Here is a 21,628-nt window from a genome sequence, read left to right on the forward strand (position 1 = left end):
TGAAAATACTATATATAATAGGACAGTGATAGAACGATGGAGAATAGACTTTTAGTAACAATTTTGTTTCTTGGAATTGTCGGATTAAGTGGCTGCGTTCAAAAAGATACCGGGACATTAGCCATAGAGATCACAGATGCCCCTTCCGGTTTAAACATACAGAAGGCTTTAGTGACAATATCTGATGTAGAAGTACATTTAGCAGGTCCTGGCGATGATGAAAATACAACGGCTGAGACAGGATGGGTCACAGTAGTTAAAGAAGAGAAGACGTTTGACCTGATAGCAATAAAAAATGTAACGGAGTTTCTGGGAAGCTCAGAATTAAAGGCAGGTAAATATACTCAGGTAAGGCTGAATGTTAACAAAGCCCTGGTGACAATTGATGGAACAGAGCAGGACCTTACAATCCCATCCAGGACAATCAAACTGATTAAACCATTTAATATTGTTGAAAACCAGACAACAGCACTAATTCTTGATTTTGATGCGATGGAATCTATCCAATCTACAGGAAAAGATAAGTATGTTATGAAACCGACTATTAAAGTAATACAAAAATAATTTTTTAAATCAACGTGCTAAGCACTCTGTTGGATATTTATATCCAACAATTTACCTATTTTCCACCACGCCGCTAATATTACCTGTTTGCTTCTTCAAAAGCACAACATCATGAACCACAGTGGTTCCAGCCACAGCTGTAACTACCGGGATATTCGGATAGAATTCCGGCTCTCTGGTCACTGTGAGATTGTAAGTGCCTTCAGGGACAAGTAGTGAATAAAATCCTGATGGACTGGTTGTTGTGGAGATGGTGGTATTTGTAGTAACAAATGCTCCTGCTATTCCAGTGCCGTTGTGCAGAACAGTACCATTGATGTAACCCGGCGGATTAACATAAACAGGGCTCGTATTTGATCCTGAATAAGCTTCGTTATACGATAGCGAATTGAAACTTGCATTTAAAGAGTAATTTCCTCCAGTGGAGGATGAATTTACCGTCCAGTTCGCATTTTTCCTGCTTCCTGCGGCAATACTTCCCAGATAGGAGTAATTTTGACCCGAAATAATCGAAAAACCGGATGGTAAGGACAATGTAACGTTTACATTATGGGCAGATACATTTCCCGGATTCGTAATATTTACACTGACATTGAAATTATTATTTTGAACTACTTTATCGGGATTTGAAATTTCCACTCGCAAATCAGGAAGGGATGTTAAATTAAATCCTTCTTCAGAAGCAAGTGCAAACTGTTCTGACGAGATACCACCTGCAAAATTTTTGGCATTGATTTTTAAAACAGTGTCGGTGTTTGCATTTGATAATACCTGCTCTACATTTTCATCGGTACTTTCAGAAAAAGATATTAATGCGCCATCCGATTCATTATACATATATATATCCAGATCTGAGAGGCTGTAGTAGTTTGTCGGATATGAGGACCCGGAATAAGTGACATGGCGATTCCATACCAGAGATGCCTTATCCCCTGAAAATGAATAGCCTTTGTATAGTAAATAGCGGTTAGAGCTATTGACAACTCCTGATCTTACATCAGGTGTATGAAAAAAAGTGTGATTTAAGTCCACATAACCCCAACCATAATTATAGTCTCCGCCCGTAGTGCCTTTGTCATCTGCTGTATTTATCAGAAGCGCCTTTATTTCTTCAGGATAATAAACTCCTGCGCTCATTAGTAAAGCCGCTACCCCGGAAATATGGGGGGTTGCCATACTTGTTCCGCTCTTTGTCACAAAGTCAGGATTTACACCCTCCCAGTTATTGTAAGCAGATGTTATAGATGAGCCTGGGGCCATAATATCAGGCTTAATCCTGCCTGTTCCATAGACAGGACCACGGCTGCTGTAATAAGCAATTATATCATCTGCCCTGCTGACAGAACCCCTGTCATCCATCGCGCCGATTGTTATTGCATTATAAGAAATACCAGGATCATTGATCGAACCGGAATATCCATCATTCCCGGCAGCGATTACTGCTACAACTCCAAGGCTATCAACTACTGCGTCAAAATAGCGGGACAGACCGGATTCCGGAGATACTGCAGTACCTCCAAAACTAAAGCTGATTATCTCTGCCCCGTCGCCTTTTGAACTATCAATAGCCCAGTCGATGGCTTCCATAGCATCGCTATCATAACCACTCCCGCCATTGCTTATTGTTCTCCATGCAAATTTTGCGTTCATAAGGACAGTACTATTTGCAACACCCCTGTATGTAGTATCCTTACTGCTTACAATGCCCGCTACATGGGTGCCATGCCCCTGTAAGTCATCTTTAATTTGTCTATCATTGTAGTCCGGATCAAAACGCCCTGCCGAATGGAATACCCCTTCGTAGCTGACTGACAGTGCAGGATGTGTCTTGTCTATTCCGGTATCAGCAACAGCCACACCCCAGGTAGACCCAAAATAGCCATTACTCCAGAATGTGTTGGCATTAATGGAATAAGTACTCGTATCAAGTAAAGACCGATAAATATTGATTTTTTCTATGTAATCGACATCAGGCAAATCTACAAGATATTTTATTTTGCTTGCAGGAATCCTTGCGAAAACAACATTATAAAAAGTACCTTCTCCTTCAGTTGAACCCCCGAGTTCTTTAATTTTATTTTCGATTTCTTGTTGTTGAGGCCGGATTTGTTCTTTTGTATTGTTAATGATTTCCTGTATCATTTCCTGCCTTGTTTTTTCGAACTTTGAATTTTCATCCGAAATAACTTTTTTGTCGGCATCTGTAAAACCAGAAGTGAAATCAATAGATATCTCTTCATTAATCTTGACCTTACCGGTTGCATTTATGTCTGCTCTTTTTTTCACTATGGCATTTTTTCTTGCTTCGTTGTAATGTGTTTGAATATCAGACTGGATTTCCTGCAACCCGGGTTTGTATTTTTCTTTGGTTTTTTGGGAAATATTATGAAGGGGCTGTTCTTTCAGGAAAATCGAAACAAAAACAATCTCATCAGGAGATTCATTAATTATTTTTTGGAGTCCAGGATTTATTTTTGGAATTTTTTCAGGTAGAGCTGAGATTTGGATTGAAAAAACCAATGCGATTAAAATTACAATGAAAATAACAAACAACGATTTATAAACCCTCAAGATCACGATTCATCAGCTCCATTATTCACTATCCTGAAGATGCGGAACGATATTTATCATATGAAATTAATCCTATCCGAAACCTATCCATTGGAAGATAGTCTCTTTTTCTGTAAGATGACTACTTAACATATGTTTTAAACCTGCGAGTATAAAATAGTATCTCGAATATTTATCAAGAATACATCATCATCAGATCTTTGAACGATATTCGGCCTTTTCCGGTCTCTTCGTAAAAACCTTTATATTCACAAACGACTATTTCTATTTGATGGACAACAGGGGCCTGGCTGGCGCATTCATGTTCGTTGGCGGAATGCAGTTTGCAATAGGAATGGTTCTTGCAGAAATCCTCTATCCGGCGTATAACGTATCCGGGAATTATATAAGCGATCTCGGGGCCACGTGTCGCGAAACTTGCACTGTTTACCAGCCCTCCGCTATTATTTTTAACACATCTGCCATTTTCCTCGGCATACTTATTCTCATGGGTTCATATTGCATCTGGCTTGAATTTAACAACTATCTGATATCCATTCTCATCGGCCTTTCAGGACTGGGAGCACTCGGTGTCGGGTTGTTCCCTGAAACAACAGGTGTTCTTCATTTGATCGTATCGCTTATTACTTTTCTCTTTGCAGCCCTGTCAGCAATAGCAGCCAGGAATTTTGTGAAATCACCATTTAATTTTTTCTCAGTGTTCCTGGGGATCGAAAGCCTGGTAGCACTTGTTTTATTCGGATCGGAATATTATATGGGGCTTGGCCCCGGAGGAATGGAAAGGATGATCGCATATCCTGTCCTCCTCTGGGTGATCGGGTTTGGGGGATATTTGATGAACAGTAACCAGTAATTGATTTATAGAAATAAAAATAAATATAAAAGGGGCTATTATGGAAAACCGGATAATATGGCTTAACAGGAACGAAGTGGAGTCACTTCTTGATATGAAAGGAACGCTAAAAGTCGTGGAAGAAGCATTCAGGCAGCACGGCCTTTCGAAAGTGCAGATGCCTCCGAAGCTTTATCTTTATTTTAAGAACCACAATGGAGACCTTCGGACAATGCCGGGATATCTTGAAGAGCAGGATATTACCGGGGTAAAGATAGTGAATGTCCATCCCGATAACCCCAAAATCGGACTGCCAACAGTGATGGCGCTTGTGATCCTGAATTCCACAGAAACAGGCGCGCCTCTTGCTATCATGGACGGGACCTATCTTACAGATATGAGAACAGGCGCTGCCGGGGGTGTGGCTGTGAAATATCTTGCCAGGAAGAATGCAAAAACAGTGGGTTTTGTGGGAACCGGGAACCAGGCAAGAAGCCAATTGATGGCGATAAATGAAATTATAGATATCCACGAGATAAAAGCCACAAGCGCTTCTGAAAAGCAGACGCTTGCATTCAAGGATGATATGGAATTAAAAATAGAGTGTGAAATCACGCCTGAAAAAACGATCAGGGGGGTGTGCGATTGTGATATTCTTGTGACTACGACTCCTTCAAGAGAGCCAATCGTAATGAACGAATGGATATCTGAGGGAACTCATATTAATGCGATAGGCGCAGATGCACCCGGAAAGGAAGAACTTGACCCGTTGATCCTGAAGCGGGCAAAGGTCATTGTGGATGATATCGGGCAGGCATCACATTCAGGAGAGGTCAATGTGCCGATATCAAAAGGGTTGCTGTCTGTAAAAGATATTTTTGGGGAACTTGGCGAGGTGATTACCGGGAAGAAGAAAGCAAGGACGAATGATTCGGATATTACGGTGTTTGATTCGACAGGGCTTGCGATACAGGATATAGCGACTGCGGATATGGTTTACAGGAAGGCGCTGGAAGCGAATAAGGGGATGAAACTGCAGCAGTTCTGATCATTATAATTTTTGCGCGAATATGTGAACTGCTGAAGGCAATTTCGCGAAGCCTTTTATCCGCTGTTAGGCGCCGTTGCGATATTTTCATTTTGGTGCTGAACCCATTAAATGAAAGAGGAAGGTATCTTTATTGTCAGACTTAGATAAACCAATATCTTTTCTTATCGCTAATATAAGTTCTTTGAGTAAAATATCATGTCTTTCCATTGATTTGTTTGGATTAGAATACCTTATTTCATCGTGAAATTTCATTAATGCAGTTACCACATCTTGTTGAGCAACAAGACATATTGTATTTGAAGCCAATGAAAAACGTTCATTAGCCTCTTTTTTATCTTTTCCATCTACAACAGCATCAGACATCGCAGATAAAAGAACTTTATAATGATTCATTTTTTCATGCTGCCATTCAGTTTTTGTTTGTAAACGTTTTGTTAAATAATAGGATAGTGAAGCAACTAAAATACTTCCAGAAACAGGAATTATAGCAACCAAGACATTTATGTCCATTAATAAATCTCCATGATATTTTTACGAATGTTGGTTTCCATTTCGAGGACATATAATATTCGGCATTTAATTTCAATTCTCATAAATGTTGTCGTGATGGTCAAAATCAAGGAATTTTACCTTATTTTTTTCTACCCGAAAAGTGAGTACAAAAGATTTTGCGATATGAACTCTTCTTATATTTTTCATATTATGCTTGAGAGGCTTATACTGTTCAGGATTATTGGCAATCTGTTCAATTTTCTTGAGACAAATTTCATAAAGCTTTTTATCTTTCTTAAAGAATTTTTTAAGGGTTTCCTGCAGCTTCTCCTCTATTAGAATTTCATACATTTCATCATCTTATTAATGTTAATCGGCAGCTTCAATGGCGTTTCTCAATTCATCAATACTCTTGTATGAATTAAATTTGCCTTCCTTATCTATTTTTTTCAGCTTTTTTAAGTATTCCGGGCGAACTATGTGAAGATCACTGCTTATTGCATCAACTTCTTCTTCCATGATAATTATTTTCTTAGTTAGAAAAAAAAGTTCATCCCTTATTTCCTTTAATAATTTAACTTCAATTTTGTCTTCAACTGGAAATTTCATATGATATTAACTAATAGATTCAAGAATTTATATACCTTTTCAAGATTTCAGATGATCCGCTCGTTGAACTTGAGAAAAGCATCGGTTTTCTCGCTCCGATCCATCCGTCATTGGCCGTCATATAAAAACCACATCCTTCAATCTTTCAAAATGCGGATCCCCGCTGACCACTTTGCAGCCCATTCTCTTTTGCTGGGCAATGATAAGCGCATCCATCATACCTAAGCCTTTTTTTGTTTTCCTGAGTTCACTTCTAATCGTTGCAGCATCCAGCCAATCCTGAGTTAAAATACACCTGATATCAGAAACTTTCCTCACAATTGAATATAGTTCTTCAAAATCCATATTTTCCCTGATAGCCCAGCCTTTTATCTCAGCCAGGCAGCATTCGGGAGTGAGGATTACATTATTTTCATTTTCTATTATTCTTTTAACATTTTCACCTCTTTTTGAACCTGTGAAATATTCAACCCATGCATAAGTATCTATCAGGTACACAGCATCACCAGAGGTCTTCATGCTCAGGTTCTTCTCTTTCAAATGGTCTTTTTCCCTTTGCAATCCCAAACCCGCTTACTTTTTCTTTCTTCAAAATATTGATATCAATTATATCCTTTTCAGATAATCCCAGCTCTGCGACCTTGTCCTTTGGGATGATCACACCAAGAGAATTACCCCATTTTTTTACTTCTACAGCAGCATGGCACATAAATACAATAATGTATTCTATCTATATAAGTTATACGATATTGTATAACAAAAAAGGAACTTAATAGAATTGTTGGATGCACGATGAGCAGATGATAAAAATCCAGCCAATATCCAGGTTCTACGGGACTTGCGATACAGGATATAGCGACTGCGGATATTTTGACCCCAGGTTGGATAAAATTGACGAATAGGTTTAAAAGGATTGAGCGGGTATTATAGAGTGGATAAAGTGGGAAAAATGTTAAGAAATATAACATATAGTAGATATTATAGTAGATATTATTCTGGAATAGTAGTTGAAATAACGGTATTATCTATTCTTTTACTGCTAAGCATTGGAATGGTTGGAGCACAGACAGGAACTCAAGAAGCTCTCCAACAAACACAACTTCAGGATGCACTTCAAATGCCTGGAGGACTTGAGGCTAATGGGGCACATTTTGAAGTGAAAGATAATCGTTATTTAAATATTACGCTAGACAGTTCCGAACCTATTAACCTCAACATCGAATCTCTTCCTGGAATGGTTACCATGCGCCTTGGATCATTATCTAGTGCCACTACAACAAAGATAGTAATGAAGGGTTTTGCCCCGAAGACAACTTACCAAAAATACCAGGATGATTATCACAATCTTGTGACTTTTACTACAGATGATAGTGGAAGCTATACGTATACACAGGACATATCAAAGCCGCATTTTGTATTCATCCAGCCGGAACCAGATAAGGTAAGTAAAAGCAGTGACATTGTTGCTATTGCCGCTAATCCTCTTTCCGGTACAATATTCATCCGGGATGATGTAACAGGTGGTGACTGCACCTTAGTAGGCACATGGGACAATAGCACAAAGACATGCACCCTGACAACAAATCTGGCTGAAACAGTTCAGATCGATGATGATGGAATAACCTTAAACGGCAATGGGCATATATTAACGGGCAGCGGCACGGGTAGAGGCGTGTATCTTCCGGGAAGGAGCGGTGTCACAATCAAGAGTCTGACTGTGAAAAACTTTACGGATGGAATTTATTACAATAATTATCCACCGGACATTGGTTTTGAAAATACCTTAATTGATAACAATGCAAATTCAAATCATCGCAATGGCATTTACTTTTACTTTGGCGGAAGAAACAACCTGACTAATAATACCGCAAACTTGAACCTGGACGGGGGAATTGTTCTAGAACGTACTGAGCACGACACTTTACTCTACAATAATGCCTCTTACAACAGTATGTCCGGAATTTTTCTGTATCAAACCCGCAATAATATGTTAATTGGCAATAATGCCTCTAATAACGGCTATGGGATTATGTCTTACCAGAGCAGCGAAAATACATTAAAAAACAACATCGTAAACACAAATTGCTATGGGATTTATTTCAGAAGTGGTAGAAATACCTTTATTAATAATATCGCAAACTCGAATTATTGCGATGGGATTTTCCTTTTTTATTATACCTTCGAAAACAATCTGACTAATAACACCGCAAACTTCAACCGGGGTAATGGGATTGTTCTAGGATATGTCGATAGCAACAATACGCTGCTTGGGAATAATGCTTCCAATAACAATAATAGTGGCATTTATATTGCCTATTCCGGAGACAACAACACAGTGACTGGCAATACTGCCTCTAACAACTCTTATGGTATCCATCTATATTTTTCCGGCAAAAATATAATTTATAATAATATCTTCAACAATACAAACAATTCTTGGATAGATGATGATCGGATGAACACGTGGAACATAACAAAAAAGATGGGGTCAAACATAGCTAGTGGCCCTTATCTGGGCGGCAACTTCTGGGCTTATCCTGACGGCACAGGCTTCAGCCAGACCTGCCCGGATGCAGATACAGATGGTTTATGCGATACTCGATATACGCTTGATGAAAACAATATCGATTACCTGCCACTTGCAGCGAAGACAGCAACCAGCAATCTTATCAGGAATCCGGGATTTGAATCAGGAACGACTCCCTGGATATTCTATACGGACGGAACCGGGAAATTCACCTCAGCTTCCCCGGGCTATGAAGGGAATAATTCTGCAAACATTGTCCTGTATACCGGTGGTACAAATTTTCAATTGAATTTACCACAACCGGCTTCACTGGTGCGGTAAATGATGGTCGGTTGATGTTCTTCCTTGCACCATATGTAAATGCAGGAGATAAATACTACATAGATAATGTCCGGTTGGAAAAAACCTAATGAGGAAATAAAAGGTGCTGGATTGTTTCCAGTACTTTAGTTTTCTTTGAGCAGGTAATGGGCTATTAACATGCCAGGTCGGCCTTAAATGGAGGTAGCATTTGCAATTATCAATAATTACTTATTAAAATTTAACAATATGAATCGAAACTGTCTAATAAAATATACTGTGTTGGATATATGCTTCTTGATCGATATGCTCTGGCACAATTATAATCTGCATTGATGTTAATAAAATTGACACAGATAAACCAGAAAGATTGGAATTATTTAACGCAAAAACAAAACCGGAAAGTTTATGTAAGAATTACTATATACATTTTTGACATGAAGAAAGATTCCTTACAATACATCTTAATGGTACTGACGCGCAACCTTGAATCACATGCGACATCGGAACAGGTAACCAAATTCAAGAAAAAACATTGTGGAGTAAGATGGGGAAAATCTCTTGAAAAAGACCTGCTGAATTATGCGAGAAATGCATATAATTTAAGGCGCTGGATTGAAAATGTTGTAACTTTTATGGTAGAAAATAATATCAATATATCAAGTCGATAAGTATATACTTTTCATTTATTGAACCAAAACATTTAATCCTGATTAACAACAGTATCGAAACGGAGTAAAAAATCATGGTAGTTAAGAAATATAGCGAAGGCGCCATAATAATTGAAATTGATGAAGAAAAGTGCAATGCTGATGGAGAATGTGTAAATGTCTGCCCCACCAATGTTTTTGAAATCGTGGATGGCAAATCAAAAGCGCTCCGCGTTGCTGATTGCATAGAATGCTGCGCATGCGTTGATGCATGCCCCACAAAGGCTATCAAGCATCATTCCTGTTAAGTTCCATCTCGAAGCCGGAAGGCAAGTTTTTCTGGAAGATGTGCTTTTTGCATATCTTCTATCACTTTTTCTATATCATACTTTTTTCGTTTGAGCTGTATTTTCATTGTATCGGTGTCAAGAATCGCAAAAGCAGAGTCCGGGTCGAGATCCCTGGGCTGCCCGACTGAACCCGGATTTATTACTGTGCCTCCAGGAAATTCCATATTGAATTGTACATGCGTATGACCAAGCACAAGTTTGTCAGAATCTGTAATTGTGAGAAATTCCGGTTCAACATCCTCAGGATAAACATACTCGTCAAAATCTTTCGGGCTTCCATGAACTATGACTATTTTTGTATCCTCTACCCTTATTGCTTCAACATCTTTAAGTCTTGAAATAAATCCAAGATTCTCACGGGTTATTACCTTTCCAGTCCAGTCAAGAGCCTTTGCAGCATATGGATTGAATCCCGATATATCTTCTGTGGCAAGCGCCCTATCATGATTTCCCCGGATAGAAATGATCTTTCTTTTTTTAAATAACCCAATCGTCTCATTCGGATAAGGATTATACCCAACTATGTCTCCTGCATGCAATATTTTTTCAACACCCAGTGCATCCATTTCAGAAAGTACTGCTTTTAGCGCAACCACGTTTGAATGAACATCTGCTATCAACCCCACGAGCATATCAATAAATATACTATGGTTTCCCAAATAGTTTACTGTATGAAAATGGTCAGGGCTTCAATGGGAACACTTGGCGTACTCGGGCTTGAGCTTGTACAGATGGATACGCCTCCTACTACTGCATATCTTCAGATCTACACTGAAAAACGCTGCATGGCAAATTGTCAGTTCTGTGCCCAGGCATCCGGTTCATCAGCAGACATGACACATATTGCGCGCGGCATGTACATGCCTTTTGACCTTGAAGCAGTGGTCGGGCGGTTAAAAATTGCATATGAACGCGGGTACCTTGCACGCGCCTGTATACAAACGGCGCTTTATGATACGTGGTGGGAGGATACTGTCTGCCTTATCAAAAAGATCCGCGAAGAAAGCCGGATCCCCATTTCTCTGTCAGTTTTCCCCCTGAGTAAAATCAGGTACGAAGAATTGAAAAAACTTGGAGTCAACGAACTTGTAATTCCCCTTGATGCCTGCACACCCGGATTATTTGATAAGATAAAAGGAAAAACAACCGGCGGACCCTACTCGTGGGAAAAACATATTAAAGGGATAAAAACTGCGTCCCTTGTATTTGAAAAAGTCGGCACCCATTTGATAATAGGTTTTGGGGAAAGCGATGAAGATGCTATAAAAGTCATTTCTGATTTATGGAATAATAACGTTAATACAGCGCTGTTTTCATATACATATATACCAGGGACACAATCAAAAGCATCCGATAAAGCAGAAAGTGAGACCGTAAAACATTATCGAACAGTGCAGCTGGCAAGGCACCTGATTATGGAAAAACTCGCATTTTACTCTGATATGAGGTTCAAAGATGGAACGCTTATTGATTATGGGGTACAGGAGGAAGTTCTTCTTAACATCATTGAAGACGGAAGTGCTTTCCAGACATCCGGATGTCCGGGATGCAACCGACCGATGGCAAATGAAACTTTTTCAAAAATATTCAATTTTCCGAAAAAACCAGACGAAGTTGAAAAGGACATTATAAAAAACGATCTGGGGTTACAGTCAAAACATATAGCCAAAACATAACCACAATCTTAATTTGCACTCCCGACAAGATTACATATAGACAGGGAGAGGAATACTATGGAAATACACGAACAAATATTCGAAATAACAGATGAAATAGGTCCTGAAAAGATCGTTCACCTATATGAACCGCGAACAAAAATGAAAGCCATCATCGTTGTGGATAACACAGCGGCAGGCCCTGCTATCGGTGGCGTGAGGATGGCTCCTGATGTAACACTGAATGAGGTCAAGAGGCTTGCGCGTGCCATGACCTATAAAAATGTCATGGCAGGTCTTCCCCACGGCGGTGGAAAATCCGGGATTATCGCTGATCCTAAAACCGTAAACAAGGAACAGGTAATAAGGACTTTTGCCCGCAGCATAAAAAACATCCTGGAATATATTCCGGGTCCGGATATGGGTACTGATGAAGCAAGCATGGCTTATGTTTATGATGAAACTTCCCGCGTAGTGGGACTTCCGAGAGAACTTGGTGGTATCCCTCTTGACGAAATTGGCGCAACCGGGTACGGGGTGGCTGAATGCACGGATGTGGCAAAAGATTACATCAATCTCGACCTGAACGGGGCACGCGTTACAATCGAAGGGTTGGGGAACGTGGGAAAACCTGCGGCGCGTTTTCTTGCCAAAAAAGGTGCAGTACTTGTCGGTGCAAGTGACTCTAAAGGTACGATCTATAATTCAAATGGATTGGATGTCGAGGAATTGATACGCATTAAGGAATCCACCGGTTCTGTAATTAATTATAAAGACGGGGAGGTTTTAAAAACAACAGACCTTTTGCTGATAAATACGGATATCCTTATCCCTGCAGCAAGACCTGATGTGATAAGTGATGCAAACGCGGATGTTATTGATGCAAAACTGATTGTTGAGGGTGCAAATATCCCCATCACCGAAAGTGCGGAAAAATTGCTGCACGACAGGGGGATCCTGGTAGTTCCTGATTTTGTGGCAAATGCAGGCGGTGTAATCACCGCCTCAGTCGAATATCATGGGGGAACAGAATTGATCGCGCTTGACAGGACAAAAAGCATGATCCGGAAGAACACAAAAGAACTCCTTGATAAAGTGTATAGCGACAAAACATACCCCCGCGAAACCGCTGTCGGGATTGCAAAACAACGTGTCATGCGGGCGATGAAATACAGGAAGTAACTTTACTCCGCACTTTAAAAGTGCGGAGCATTATCACTATGTTCAGTCTCAATTCCCTTACGGGCTTCAACTTCATCACATGCGATGTACGGCTGAGTTACAGGCAGCCTCCCGTTTCCAGATATACCGAGAACGGCAATATTCCGAGCAGCATTGAGGTCAGCATGTATTTGAAAACCACACGTAACACATTTGAAAGAATGTCCTTTCCTGTTTCCTTTGTAGATATGTCCGCAAACAGAACATTTCTGGCTTGTGTACCGCGGGTCAATAGTTACAACAGATTTACCCATAGCTTCAGCCTTATATCTGAGAAATTGGTCAAGTTCATAGAACGCCCAATTATTGAGTTTGCGAGTAAAATCTGTTCCTTTAGTTCTGCTCTGAACTCTTATACTGGTCAAATCTTCAATAGCAAAAATATCAAAAGGCATCGCCACAATTCCCTTAGAGATACAGTGATTGACACCGGAAACAAACCGTTGCTCTTTCCCGCTCATCTTCCTGAGAAGTTTTTTAGCAGATTTAGTGCCTTTGCTTTGAAGTTTCGCTCTAAGATATGCGTACTTTGCCCTCACGTTCTTGAGAGGTTTACTATTGAAAAATCTATTATTGGAAGTCACGGCGATATTAACGATCCCCCGATCAATTCCAAGAACCTTATCGCCAACGGGTTCAGGAGAAAGTTTATGAATAACCACATGCAAATAAAAAGTATCCTTCTGTCTGTTATATCTCAACGTGGACGTTTTAAATTCCCAATTAAGATATTGCCTGTAATATTCAGGAATAGAGTATGTTGCAGTCACTCTCCCCTTAACCGAAGAAAGACTAACATTCTGTTTGATAAGATTGATTCTATGCACACGCTTATTATACCGAATAGCAGAGAATGGTTTGCTTGCAGGACATTTTTTAAGTTCGAGTCCCTTGAGAGATTCGCAGGCAACATCTCTGATTCCTTGAAGAATAGAACATGGAAGTTCAGGATGCTTTTCCCGGATACTGTAATAAGTGGCACGGTGAACAGATACCTTGCTGCAAGTATGGTTTTCAAAACCGTATCTGGCAATTTCATTGAAAACCTGATTGCTCAAAGCCATTGTCTGTCTAAGCGTTTCTTTATTTTCCTCAGACAATCCCAGTTTCAGTTTAATCGTTCTTTCCATTCAAGATTCCATTATAATAAGGGATTATATAGCCATTATGATAGCGATGTGAAAGTATTATTTTGGGGCGGGGTACGATTCCTCCCCGTATTGAAATACGGGGTATCCTCTACCCCTGAGCCCCGGAGGACACAATGAATGTAATGCTATCTTCTATATTTGAACCGGAATCAGTGGCAGTAATAGGCGCATCAAATAATGAGTCTAAATGGGGAGGGCGGATACTGAAAAACCTGCTAAGCGGTTTCCAGGGAAAGATATATCCTGTCAACCCGAATGAAAATATTGTCCAGGGGCTTGATTCCTATCCGTCGGTGCTTGATATTCCAGGAACAGTGGAGCTTGGTGTGATAATTGTGCCCTATAAATATGTCCATACGATCGCTGAAGAATGCGGAAAAAAAGGAGTTAAGGGTCTTGTCGTGATAAGTGCAGGATTCAGCGAGGCCGGGAATGAAGGTGCTGAACTTGAACTTGTCTCAATCGTAAGAAAATACGGCATGCGGATGATAGGGCCCAATACGCTTGGTATTGTCAATGAGCGCGCAAGGCTGAATGCAAGCATTATCGGAAGACTTCCGCATCCGGGATCTATATCTTTTATCACCCAGAGCGGCTCGCTTGGTCTTGCCCTTGCAGAATGGACGATCGCTACTGAACTGGGTCTGAGTAAAGTGATAAGCACCGGCAATAAGGCTGAGACGGATGACGTTGACCTTATCGAATACTTAAGCAGCGACCCCTCAACTGGCGTCGTAGCCATGTATGTTGAGGGGATAAAGAGAGGGAGGAGGTTCCTCGACGCTGCCCGAAACATCAAAAAACCGATAGTCGCTATCAAGACCGGACGGTCAAAGCGGGGGGCAAAAGCAGTTTTTTCACATACGGGCTCAATTGCGGGATCCGATGAGGTTTATTCAGCTGCTTTCAGGCAGGCAGGAATATTGCGAGTGGATACGATCGATGAACTTTTTGACGCTGCCCTTGCCTTTTCATGCCAGCCTCTTCCACATGGGAATAACGTTGCCATATTATCGAATGGGGGCGGAGCGTCAATAGTTGCAACTGATGAATGTGAGAGGCAGGGACTAAATATTGTAGATTTGACCGGGGAAACGAAGGAAAAAATTAAAAAAGTCATCCCGGAATTTGCATCTGTTTCAAATCCGATAGATACGGCAGGAACAGTTTCATTCAGGATATATAATGATTCAATAAAAGCACTTCACGATGATCCCAACGTGGATGCCATCATAGTCATTTACGTCCATACAATGATCTCAAACGCGATGCCTCCTGCTGAAGCAGTGGTTGAGATGAAACAAAAATGCGACAAGGAAATTGGAAAAAAACCCATAATCGCATGCTGGATGGGGGGCATGGGGACTGAGGAAGGAGTGGATCTTTTAAAGAGCGGATGTATCCCGAATTACCCGGTTCCTGAGAGGGCTGTGAAAGCTCTTTCTGCCCTCATAAAACACAGGGAATTCCTTGAAACGGTAAAGACAGATTTTGCATATGCAAAACCCCAGGAGAGCTTATGAAAATACTTACGGAACATGAAGCAAAAAAGCTTCTTTCAAAATATGGCATACCTGTTACGAAAGAGAGCCTTGCAGAAAACGCTACCGAAGCCCTTGCAATCGCTGCACAGATAGGAACTCCAGTTGCCATGAAAATATCATCACCTGATATTTCACATAAGAGCGATGCAGGGGGCGTTGAATTAAATGTGGTTGTGGGAAAGGTGAAGACGACCTATAACAAAATAATTTCCCGAATTAAAAAAGCGGCTCCGGATGCAAGGATCGAAGGAATCCTTGTCCAGCAGATGGCGCCACAAGGTCATGAGATAATCGTTGGCCTTAAAAAGGATGCGCAGTTCGGTCATGCCCTGATGTTCGGTCTTGGCGGGATATTCGTTGAAGTTTATAAGGATGTTTCATTCAGGGTCGTTCCTATAGAACAAAATGAAGCTCTGGATATGATCTCGGAAATAAAGGGATATCCGATATTAAAAGGTATCAGGGGAAGGAAACCTGCGGATATTGAGGCGATAGCCGCTGTTCTTGTTTCAGTGTCCCGGATGGCGCAAAAAGAAAACATTGCCGAGCTTGATATCAATCCGTTGATAGTGGGTGAAACCGGAGCGGTAGCGGTGGATGCAAGAGCTATGATAGATGTCTGAATCCTATGAATTCACCACCCCACTTATATTTCCGGTTGGCTTCTTAACAAGCTCAATATCATTTACAATAACGGCGCTCGATATAGTCGAGACCGTAGTACTGTTCATATAATACTCCGGATCGAACCTCGCAGTAACCTCGTATGTTCCTTCCGAAACAGCAAGCGAATAAAAACCGGAGCCATCAGTGGTTGCCGAGGTTCCGTTGGTGAATAAAGTCACACCCGGTATCGCAGTTTCATTGATGCTATCAATTACTGTACCGTTAATGTACCTGACTTCAGATAGTGCATCTGTGTACAGCGTGATGATTGTCGCAGAAAATGCAGGATAAACATGCTTGAAAGAATCTCCCGGATTATCCACAGGTATGCCGGAACCAGTAATATTTTGCGCCGAATCTATAATACTCTGTGCGGAAGTACTATCAATCTCAAGGCCATTGATAGATGTTCCACCCCATACATTTGCCTTATCCGTAGCGGCCACAAACTCCTGGTTCGTCATTTCATAGTATTTGCCGCCTGTTGGATGAAGGCCATTTAAACTTAAGTTTGCTTCAACAGGTTCATCCGCCAGGTTAACGACCATCAATTTTAATGTATTTGCCTGTGCTGAATCAGTACTTGCCCATATCGAGAGGTTATCTTCCATGGAACTTGAAGAATTTACCAGCATATCCCCGAATAATTGGGCATACATGAAATATGTGTAATAAACCGGTGTAGGGTAGAACTTATCCTCTATGGTTATCTCTCGTGTCGAGTAACCTATAGATATGGAAGATCCATTGGAATTGAGCAAACCGTAACTTGTATCTAAGTTCCCTGAAGGGCTGATAGGCTGGTCATAGAGTTCCCAGTGCATCACAATATCTGCGCCGCTATTTGCCTGCCTTGCCAGTGTGTCGGCCATGTACAGGGCATTGGCATGATTAAACGTATATGAGGTAGCAAGGTCAGCTGCCATGGAGTTGAACTCAGTTACAGCGATCATGGTATCATTTAGTTCGCGGTTATCCAGAAGTTCTCTTTTTTCCTTTACGCAGGAATCAATGTGTTTACGCGAGGAAAAATCAAACATATCCTCATAATTTTTCTCACCGCCGTTGTGATTCCATAACGGGTAATAGTGATAACTCAGAACATCAAGGGATTTGTTAGCCCGAATTTCCGGATCCAGTGTAAGAGGATCGATAAAATCCAGATATGCCCTCCAGAAAGTGTCATTGTCATGTGCTGCGGTTGTGGGACCCGTAACAAGAATATCAGTATCCACGTCTTTTAATGCATTATAATACTTCTTGTACCTGGAAACATATTCCTGGCCGAAAGGAACGGATTTCCCGCTGACCCTTTCAAGATCCAGCTCATTCCCAAGTTCCCAGTATTTGAAATTATAATTATTCTCTATGTTTGTATATCGAAGCATATCGGCCCAGAGGTCGGGGTCGCAGGTGTTGATATCTACTTCGATCATTACATCGGCTCCTACATAATCTGCAAATGCCGCCAGTGCATCGATCTCATCCTTCTGGTAACCCTTAGTGTATGCATTTTGAACAACGGTCGGCGTTGGGCTGCTGCACCTGTCATATCCCACAGTCAGGGGATTACCTTCGTTATAATATGAACGCTGCTTCCAGGCGTCCAACAGGCCGTCACCATCTGTATCGTAATAGCCCGCAGCATAATACTGGGTGTTGTTCCTGTCCCAGGTAACGCTGTTAGAGGCCAGGCCCCCGGCGTATCTTAAAACCCCGGGTTTGATTAACCTGGTTAACTCCCGCAATTTTAACGAGTCATTCGGATAGGGCCTTCCCCAATAGAATGCCCAGTTGCCAAGACCTGCGCCCAGGATATTCCTGCTAAATGGATGGGTCTTGTTTGTAATATCCACCTCCAGTGTCGCTTTCGGATAAATGGTAGTTGTGAAATTCATGGGCGGATTTTCTTCGTATTCTGCCTGGTTTCCTGATTCATCCATGGAAACGATCCTGTATTGATAGGTGCTCTGGTTTTTTAGCCCGGTGATAACCACGCGATGGCTGGTGGTAAGGCTGCCATCGCTCTTATTTATGCCATAATTATTTTCCCCGTAATATACTCTTGAATCAGAGGGTTCATCAGTAACCCAGGAAATCGTTGCCCGATCAGACCGGATATCAGCCGCTGTAACATTACTGATCACCGGAGGTACTTCATCCGGAGGAGCTGTTGTGAATTCACCCTGATCCTGCGCGGTGTTTTGAGATGTATTGACCTGGTGATCCCTGGAAATGATGCTAAAATTATAGCGGGTATTAGCAGTGAGATTATTTAGTACGATCTTATGGTTTTTGCTGAACTCCTGCTCCTCAATAAATGAGTTTATTGCATCTTTCCCAAAACCCAGGGTTGAATTTGTGTATTCATCCGTCTGCCATGTGACCGTTGCGCTTTTCCATGTAATATTCGTTATTGACAGATTGTAAACAAGAGGGGGATCAGGATCATCTACCCATTCAAGGAAAATATCATCCAGGTAGTAACGGATCGTACCTGAAGAGGTAAACCAGAAAACCAGCCTGAAAAATCGGCCTCCTTTATTAATATCATCAAGAGATATATTTATCCTGTACCAGGTATCCGGATTTACCGTTCCGTTGATATAATCTCTTATCTTTACTGAATAACCGTTATCTGCAGTTACAACAAGATAGTCCAGATTATCAAGATTATTTCCGGGATTGAATGAGAAAGATAGATTCCTGTATTGGTTGGGATACATCCAGTACAGGGCTGTCCATTGCTCTGATCTTCTATCCAGATCAAAGGCACCCCATCCGCCCTGACAGGAAGGGCCGTAATGGTTAACATCGATTGCATAATTACCGCTGTAAACAGCATCGGATTGTGTTATATTATATGCAGGTGAACCGCTGATCCCGCATGGCCAGGTACCATCGGCCCATTGCTCTGCGATCGTATCATCATATACAGTATCCTGATTTTGGGCAGCTGCTATACCAACAACATGGAATGTTATTAGCAGTAAAACTATGCTGATTAAAGTTGATATCGATTTTGAGAATATTTTAACGTTTTTCATAATTCCCTCTTACCTATTTATGGTTTCCATTTTTTCATTTTTGATTTAATGTATATATCGATTAAATAATCCTTGTAACATAATCATGATTATCATTAATGAACGTGTCGGTTAGATATTTCAGAATGGAGAATTCTTTTATTCTTTTCCCAGTAGTTCCCCTGCGACTATCAATCTCATGATATTCTGGGCGCCTTCTGCCCCAACTATATATGATGTAATGCCCCTGAAACCCCGCTCAAGTCCTGCTTCCCTGGTATATCCGTAGGCGCCATGCCACATCATTACTTCCTTGATTATGTCAAAAGCCGCAGTTGGAGCCGCAAGTTTTGCTGCTGCCACTGCTTTATTTAATTCCTGATGGCTAAACCTTTTCTGATCAAGCATCCAGGCAGCCTTATGGACAAGAAGCCTTGCAGATTCAAGTTTGATAAAATTCTCAGCAAGCTGGAACTGGAGCCCTTCAAACTTAGCAAGAGGGGAGCCGAAAACAGTCCGTCCTTTCATATACCCGATGCCAGCCTCCAATGCCTTTTGCGCCGCACCGATGCAGGCTGCGGCTACAAGTGTCCGTGCACAGTTGAATCCTTCCATTGCGTAATAGAAACCTTTGTTCCATTCCCCTATAAGATAGTTATAGGGTATCCTGACATTTTTCATCATTATAATTCCGTTGGACATACCCGCCCTTCCCATCTGTTTGATTGTACTGATAGTAACACCTGACATATCTTTTACAGGAAGGTAACAGAAAGACAATCCCTTATGACCGTGTTCAGGGTCTGTTTTCACGATGGTTACATAGCCTCCGCCGTATCTTGCTGTTTCCCTGACCCCGCTTATGTATGTCTTTGTGCCGTTTAACACAAGTTCCCCGTTCTTTTTTTCCATAATTGTTGAAATTGAAGCAATATCCGAGCCTCCACTTGCCTCTGTGGAAGCTATGCCAAGAAATGTCTCTCCTGCTGTAACCAGCGGCAGGATTTCTTCCTTTGCACTTTTTGTTCCATATTTTTCAAATATATATCCCCATCCTGCTTCTACCAGATAATACACGGCTGTGGCCATGCTTATATCTGCCCTTGCAATTTCCTCGGCTGCTATGGATGCTATTGTGAAATCAGCCCCTTTGCCTCCGTATTCCTGTGAAATCGTTATGCCAAGAAGCCCGAAGTCGGCCATGTCCTTCAGGAGTTCGGGTGGGATTTCTCCGTTCTCATCTATTTCAGAAGCGCGAGGTGCGATGTTTTTTGAACAAAATTCCCGGACTGATTTCCTGAAAAGTTCCTGTTCCCCGGTAAATGCGAAATCCATAATTCCCCTTTTTATATTTTGATTTCACACTATAAAAATGCTTCCTATTAGTGAGCGATGGGATTTTCCATCTTGACTTTGTTTTGTATAGGCGCACCACCTTCATTCAGTCTAAAATGGAACGCGGATGACGCAGATGACACGGATTAACACGGATACGAAATCCGTGAGTACCCGCCCAATCCACGCTATCCTTGTTCCATCGCTAAGAGCTTGTCTGAAAATTTGATTTACATTTGTTTTCACACCGATTCGATGCACATAATTGGTTATGAGTGAGTATTCAGATGCATTTTTAGACAGGATTTACTGGATGGAAATTAATCCTGTCCATCCTGTAAATCCTGTCCAGAATAAATATTTAGACATGCTCTAAAACCCCATCGACTGGCGTTGCCATTTTACCCTTTTGACCTTATTTCGAAAAAAGAGACGCTTCGCATTTCGAAGGGTCGCCCAGCCCAAACGATTCACATGGCGTGCCGGATGAATTGGCGCTCGCGTCCCGCCTGCTGAATAAGAGAGAGCGGTTTTCCGCCCTCTCTCTTCTAAGAACCGTACATGCGACTTTCACCGCATACGGCTCAAGCACTTGATAACCCTTTAAATCGGGCAGCAGTTATTTATCATGGTCTCAGTTTCAGGTTGCCAATCTTTTTTTTTTGTCTTATCCCACACTCGATTTGTTAGGTTTGTTAGTCTCTTGACTCCCAATTTTATCTTTCGCAAGATAAAATAGTCTTTGTCAAGATGGGGGTTCATATCTAACTTCAATTTTGTATGTCTGACTATCTTTGTATCAGATAGAAGGTTCAGTTGTTTATCTCCCTCAGAAAATATCCATTTTCTCTTTCCATCGGAATGCCAATATTTATTAGCAATCCAATGTCTGGATTTATGAGGATGTCTTCTTTTAGCCCAATGCCAGAGCATATTCCAGATTATTGAATCAAGTTTTTGGAATATTTCACTGGATACAACTGATTGCCGAATAAAGAAGAACGGTTGCCCGTCCTTCCTCTTCTAAGAACCGTACGTGAAACTTTCATCTCATACGGCTCAAGCGTTCTATAACCCTTTGATC

General features: G+C 41.2%; 20 protein-coding genes and 1 pseudogene. 10 read left to right on the forward strand and 11 right to left on the reverse strand.

Annotated elements, in window-relative coordinates:
- Positions 1 to 36 precede the first annotated feature (36 nt).
- Complete coding sequence (locus tag FIB07_12720) at positions 37 to 564, forward strand: DUF4382 domain-containing protein (GenBank protein ID NJD53717.1); 528 nt, start codon at positions 37 to 39, stop codon at positions 562 to 564.
- A 51-nt stretch (positions 565 to 615) separates the two neighbouring features.
- Here FIB07_12720 and FIB07_12725 read toward each other — a convergent pair whose 3' ends face one another.
- Entirely contained in the window at positions 616 to 3,084 is a 2,469-nt protein-coding gene (locus FIB07_12725) for a hypothetical protein (protein ID NJD53718.1), read from the reverse strand.
- A 322-nt stretch (positions 3,085 to 3,406) separates the two neighbouring features.
- Between FIB07_12725 and FIB07_12730 the strand changes: the two genes are divergently transcribed.
- On the forward strand, positions 3,407 to 3,988 hold the full coding sequence (locus FIB07_12730; protein NJD53719.1) for a DUF998 domain-containing protein: 582 nt from the start codon (positions 3,407 to 3,409) through the stop codon (positions 3,986 to 3,988).
- 40 nt (positions 3,989 to 4,028) lie between these two features.
- Positions 4,029 to 5,015: an alanine dehydrogenase gene (locus FIB07_12735; GenBank protein ID NJD53720.1), complete on the forward strand. Its 987-nt coding sequence runs from the start codon at positions 4,029 to 4,031 to the stop codon at positions 5,013 to 5,015.
- Between the two features lie 87 nt (positions 5,016 to 5,102).
- Here FIB07_12735 and FIB07_12740 read toward each other — a convergent pair whose 3' ends face one another.
- The 5 genes from FIB07_12740 to FIB07_12760 form a co-directional block, all read right to left on the reverse strand.
- Positions 5,103 to 5,528: a hypothetical protein gene (locus FIB07_12740; protein NJD53721.1), complete on the reverse strand. Its 426-nt coding sequence runs from the start codon at positions 5,526 to 5,528 to the stop codon at positions 5,103 to 5,105.
- Between the two features lie 72 nt (positions 5,529 to 5,600).
- Positions 5,601 to 5,861 carry a type II toxin-antitoxin system mRNA interferase toxin, RelE/StbE family gene (locus tag FIB07_12745; protein ID NJD53722.1) on the reverse strand — a complete coding sequence of 87 codons (261 nt, stop codon included), beginning with the start codon at positions 5,859 to 5,861 and terminating at the stop codon, positions 5,601 to 5,603.
- Positions 5,862 to 5,879: 18 nt separating this feature from the next.
- Complete coding sequence (locus FIB07_12750; protein ID NJD53723.1) at positions 5,880 to 6,119, reverse strand: hypothetical protein; 240 nt, start codon at positions 6,117 to 6,119, stop codon at positions 5,880 to 5,882.
- 117 nt (positions 6,120 to 6,236) lie between these two features.
- A complete protein-coding gene (locus FIB07_12755) occupies positions 6,237 to 6,638 on the reverse strand; it encodes a type II toxin-antitoxin system VapC family toxin (protein NJD53724.1) in 402 nt (133 codons plus the stop codon).
- The gene (locus FIB07_12760) at positions 6,622 to 6,828 is read right to left on the reverse strand and encodes a hypothetical protein (GenBank protein ID NJD53725.1); all 207 of its coding nucleotides are present in this window, start codon (positions 6,826 to 6,828) and stop codon (positions 6,622 to 6,624) included. Before FIB07_12760 ends, FIB07_12755 begins: the two co-directional genes overlap by 17 nt.
- A 240-nt stretch (positions 6,829 to 7,068) precedes the next feature.
- Between FIB07_12760 and FIB07_12765 the strand changes: the two genes are divergently transcribed.
- From FIB07_12765 to FIB07_12775, 3 genes are all read left to right on the forward strand, one after another.
- On the forward strand, positions 7,069 to 8,967 hold the full coding sequence (locus FIB07_12765) for a hypothetical protein (GenBank protein ID NJD53726.1): 1,899 nt from the start codon (positions 7,069 to 7,071) through the stop codon (positions 8,965 to 8,967).
- A gap of 416 nt (positions 8,968 to 9,383) precedes the next feature.
- On the forward strand, positions 9,384 to 9,617 hold the full coding sequence (locus tag FIB07_12770) for a hypothetical protein (protein NJD53727.1): 234 nt from the start codon (positions 9,384 to 9,386) through the stop codon (positions 9,615 to 9,617).
- 74 nt (positions 9,618 to 9,691) lie between these two features.
- Positions 9,692 to 9,904: a 4Fe-4S dicluster domain-containing protein gene (locus tag FIB07_12775; protein ID NJD53728.1), complete on the forward strand. Its 213-nt coding sequence runs from the start codon at positions 9,692 to 9,694 to the stop codon at positions 9,902 to 9,904.
- Here the strand turns inward: FIB07_12775 and FIB07_12780 are convergent.
- The gene (locus tag FIB07_12780) at positions 9,901 to 10,578 is read right to left on the reverse strand and encodes a metallophosphoesterase family protein (GenBank protein ID NJD53729.1); all 678 of its coding nucleotides are present in this window, start codon (positions 10,576 to 10,578) and stop codon (positions 9,901 to 9,903) included. The two genes, FIB07_12775 and FIB07_12780, sit on opposite strands and share 4 nt — an antisense overlap.
- Between FIB07_12780 and FIB07_12785 the strand changes: the two genes are divergently transcribed.
- Together FIB07_12785 and FIB07_12790 are read left to right on the forward strand one after the other, a co-directional pair.
- On the forward strand, positions 10,549 to 11,622 hold the full coding sequence (locus tag FIB07_12785) for a radical SAM protein (GenBank protein NJD53730.1): 1,074 nt from the start codon (positions 10,549 to 10,551) through the stop codon (positions 11,620 to 11,622). The genes FIB07_12780 and FIB07_12785 overlap by 30 nt on opposite strands.
- Positions 11,623 to 11,679: 57 nt before the next feature.
- Positions 11,680 to 12,783, forward strand: a complete 1,104-nt coding sequence (locus tag FIB07_12790) for a Glu/Leu/Phe/Val dehydrogenase (protein ID NJD53731.1) — start codon at positions 11,680 to 11,682, stop codon at positions 12,781 to 12,783.
- 83 nt (positions 12,784 to 12,866) lie between these two features.
- On the opposite strand, the pseudogene FIB07_12795 reads toward FIB07_12790, so the two are convergent.
- Positions 12,867 to 13,952, reverse strand: a pseudogene (locus FIB07_12795) (IS200/IS605 family element transposase accessory protein TnpB).
- A 134-nt stretch (positions 13,953 to 14,086) separates the two neighbouring features.
- On the opposite strand from FIB07_12795, the gene FIB07_12800 reads away from it, so the two are divergent.
- Complete coding sequence (locus FIB07_12800) at positions 14,087 to 15,496, forward strand: acetyl-CoA synthetase (GenBank protein NJD53732.1); 1,410 nt, start codon at positions 14,087 to 14,089, stop codon at positions 15,494 to 15,496.
- Positions 15,493 to 16,140 (forward strand): acetyl-CoA synthetase, encoded by a 648-nt coding sequence (locus FIB07_12805; protein ID NJD53733.1) that lies wholly within the window; start codon positions 15,493 to 15,495, stop codon positions 16,138 to 16,140. Before FIB07_12800 ends, FIB07_12805 begins: the two co-directional genes overlap by 4 nt.
- Positions 16,141 to 16,143: 3 nt before the next feature.
- On the opposite strand, the gene FIB07_12810 is transcribed toward FIB07_12805, so the two are convergent.
- The 3 genes from FIB07_12810 to FIB07_12820 form a co-directional block, all read right to left on the reverse strand.
- Positions 16,144 to 19,230 (reverse strand): hypothetical protein, encoded by a 3,087-nt coding sequence (locus FIB07_12810; protein ID NJD53734.1) that lies wholly within the window; start codon positions 19,228 to 19,230, stop codon positions 16,144 to 16,146.
- 138 nt (positions 19,231 to 19,368) lie between these two features.
- The gene (locus tag FIB07_12815; GenBank protein ID NJD53735.1) at positions 19,369 to 20,544 is read right to left on the reverse strand and encodes an acyl-CoA dehydrogenase; all 1,176 of its coding nucleotides are present in this window, start codon (positions 20,542 to 20,544) and stop codon (positions 19,369 to 19,371) included.
- Positions 20,545 to 21,147: 603 nt separating this feature from the next.
- Positions 21,148 to 21,537 (reverse strand): hypothetical protein, encoded by a 390-nt coding sequence (locus tag FIB07_12820; protein NJD53736.1) that lies wholly within the window; start codon positions 21,535 to 21,537, stop codon positions 21,148 to 21,150.
- Positions 21,538 to 21,628 lie beyond the last annotated feature (91 nt).

It is taken from the genome of Candidatus Methanoperedens sp., from assembly GCA_012026795.1.
Lineage (GTDB): Archaea > Halobacteriota > Methanosarcinia > Methanosarcinales > Methanoperedenaceae > Methanoperedens.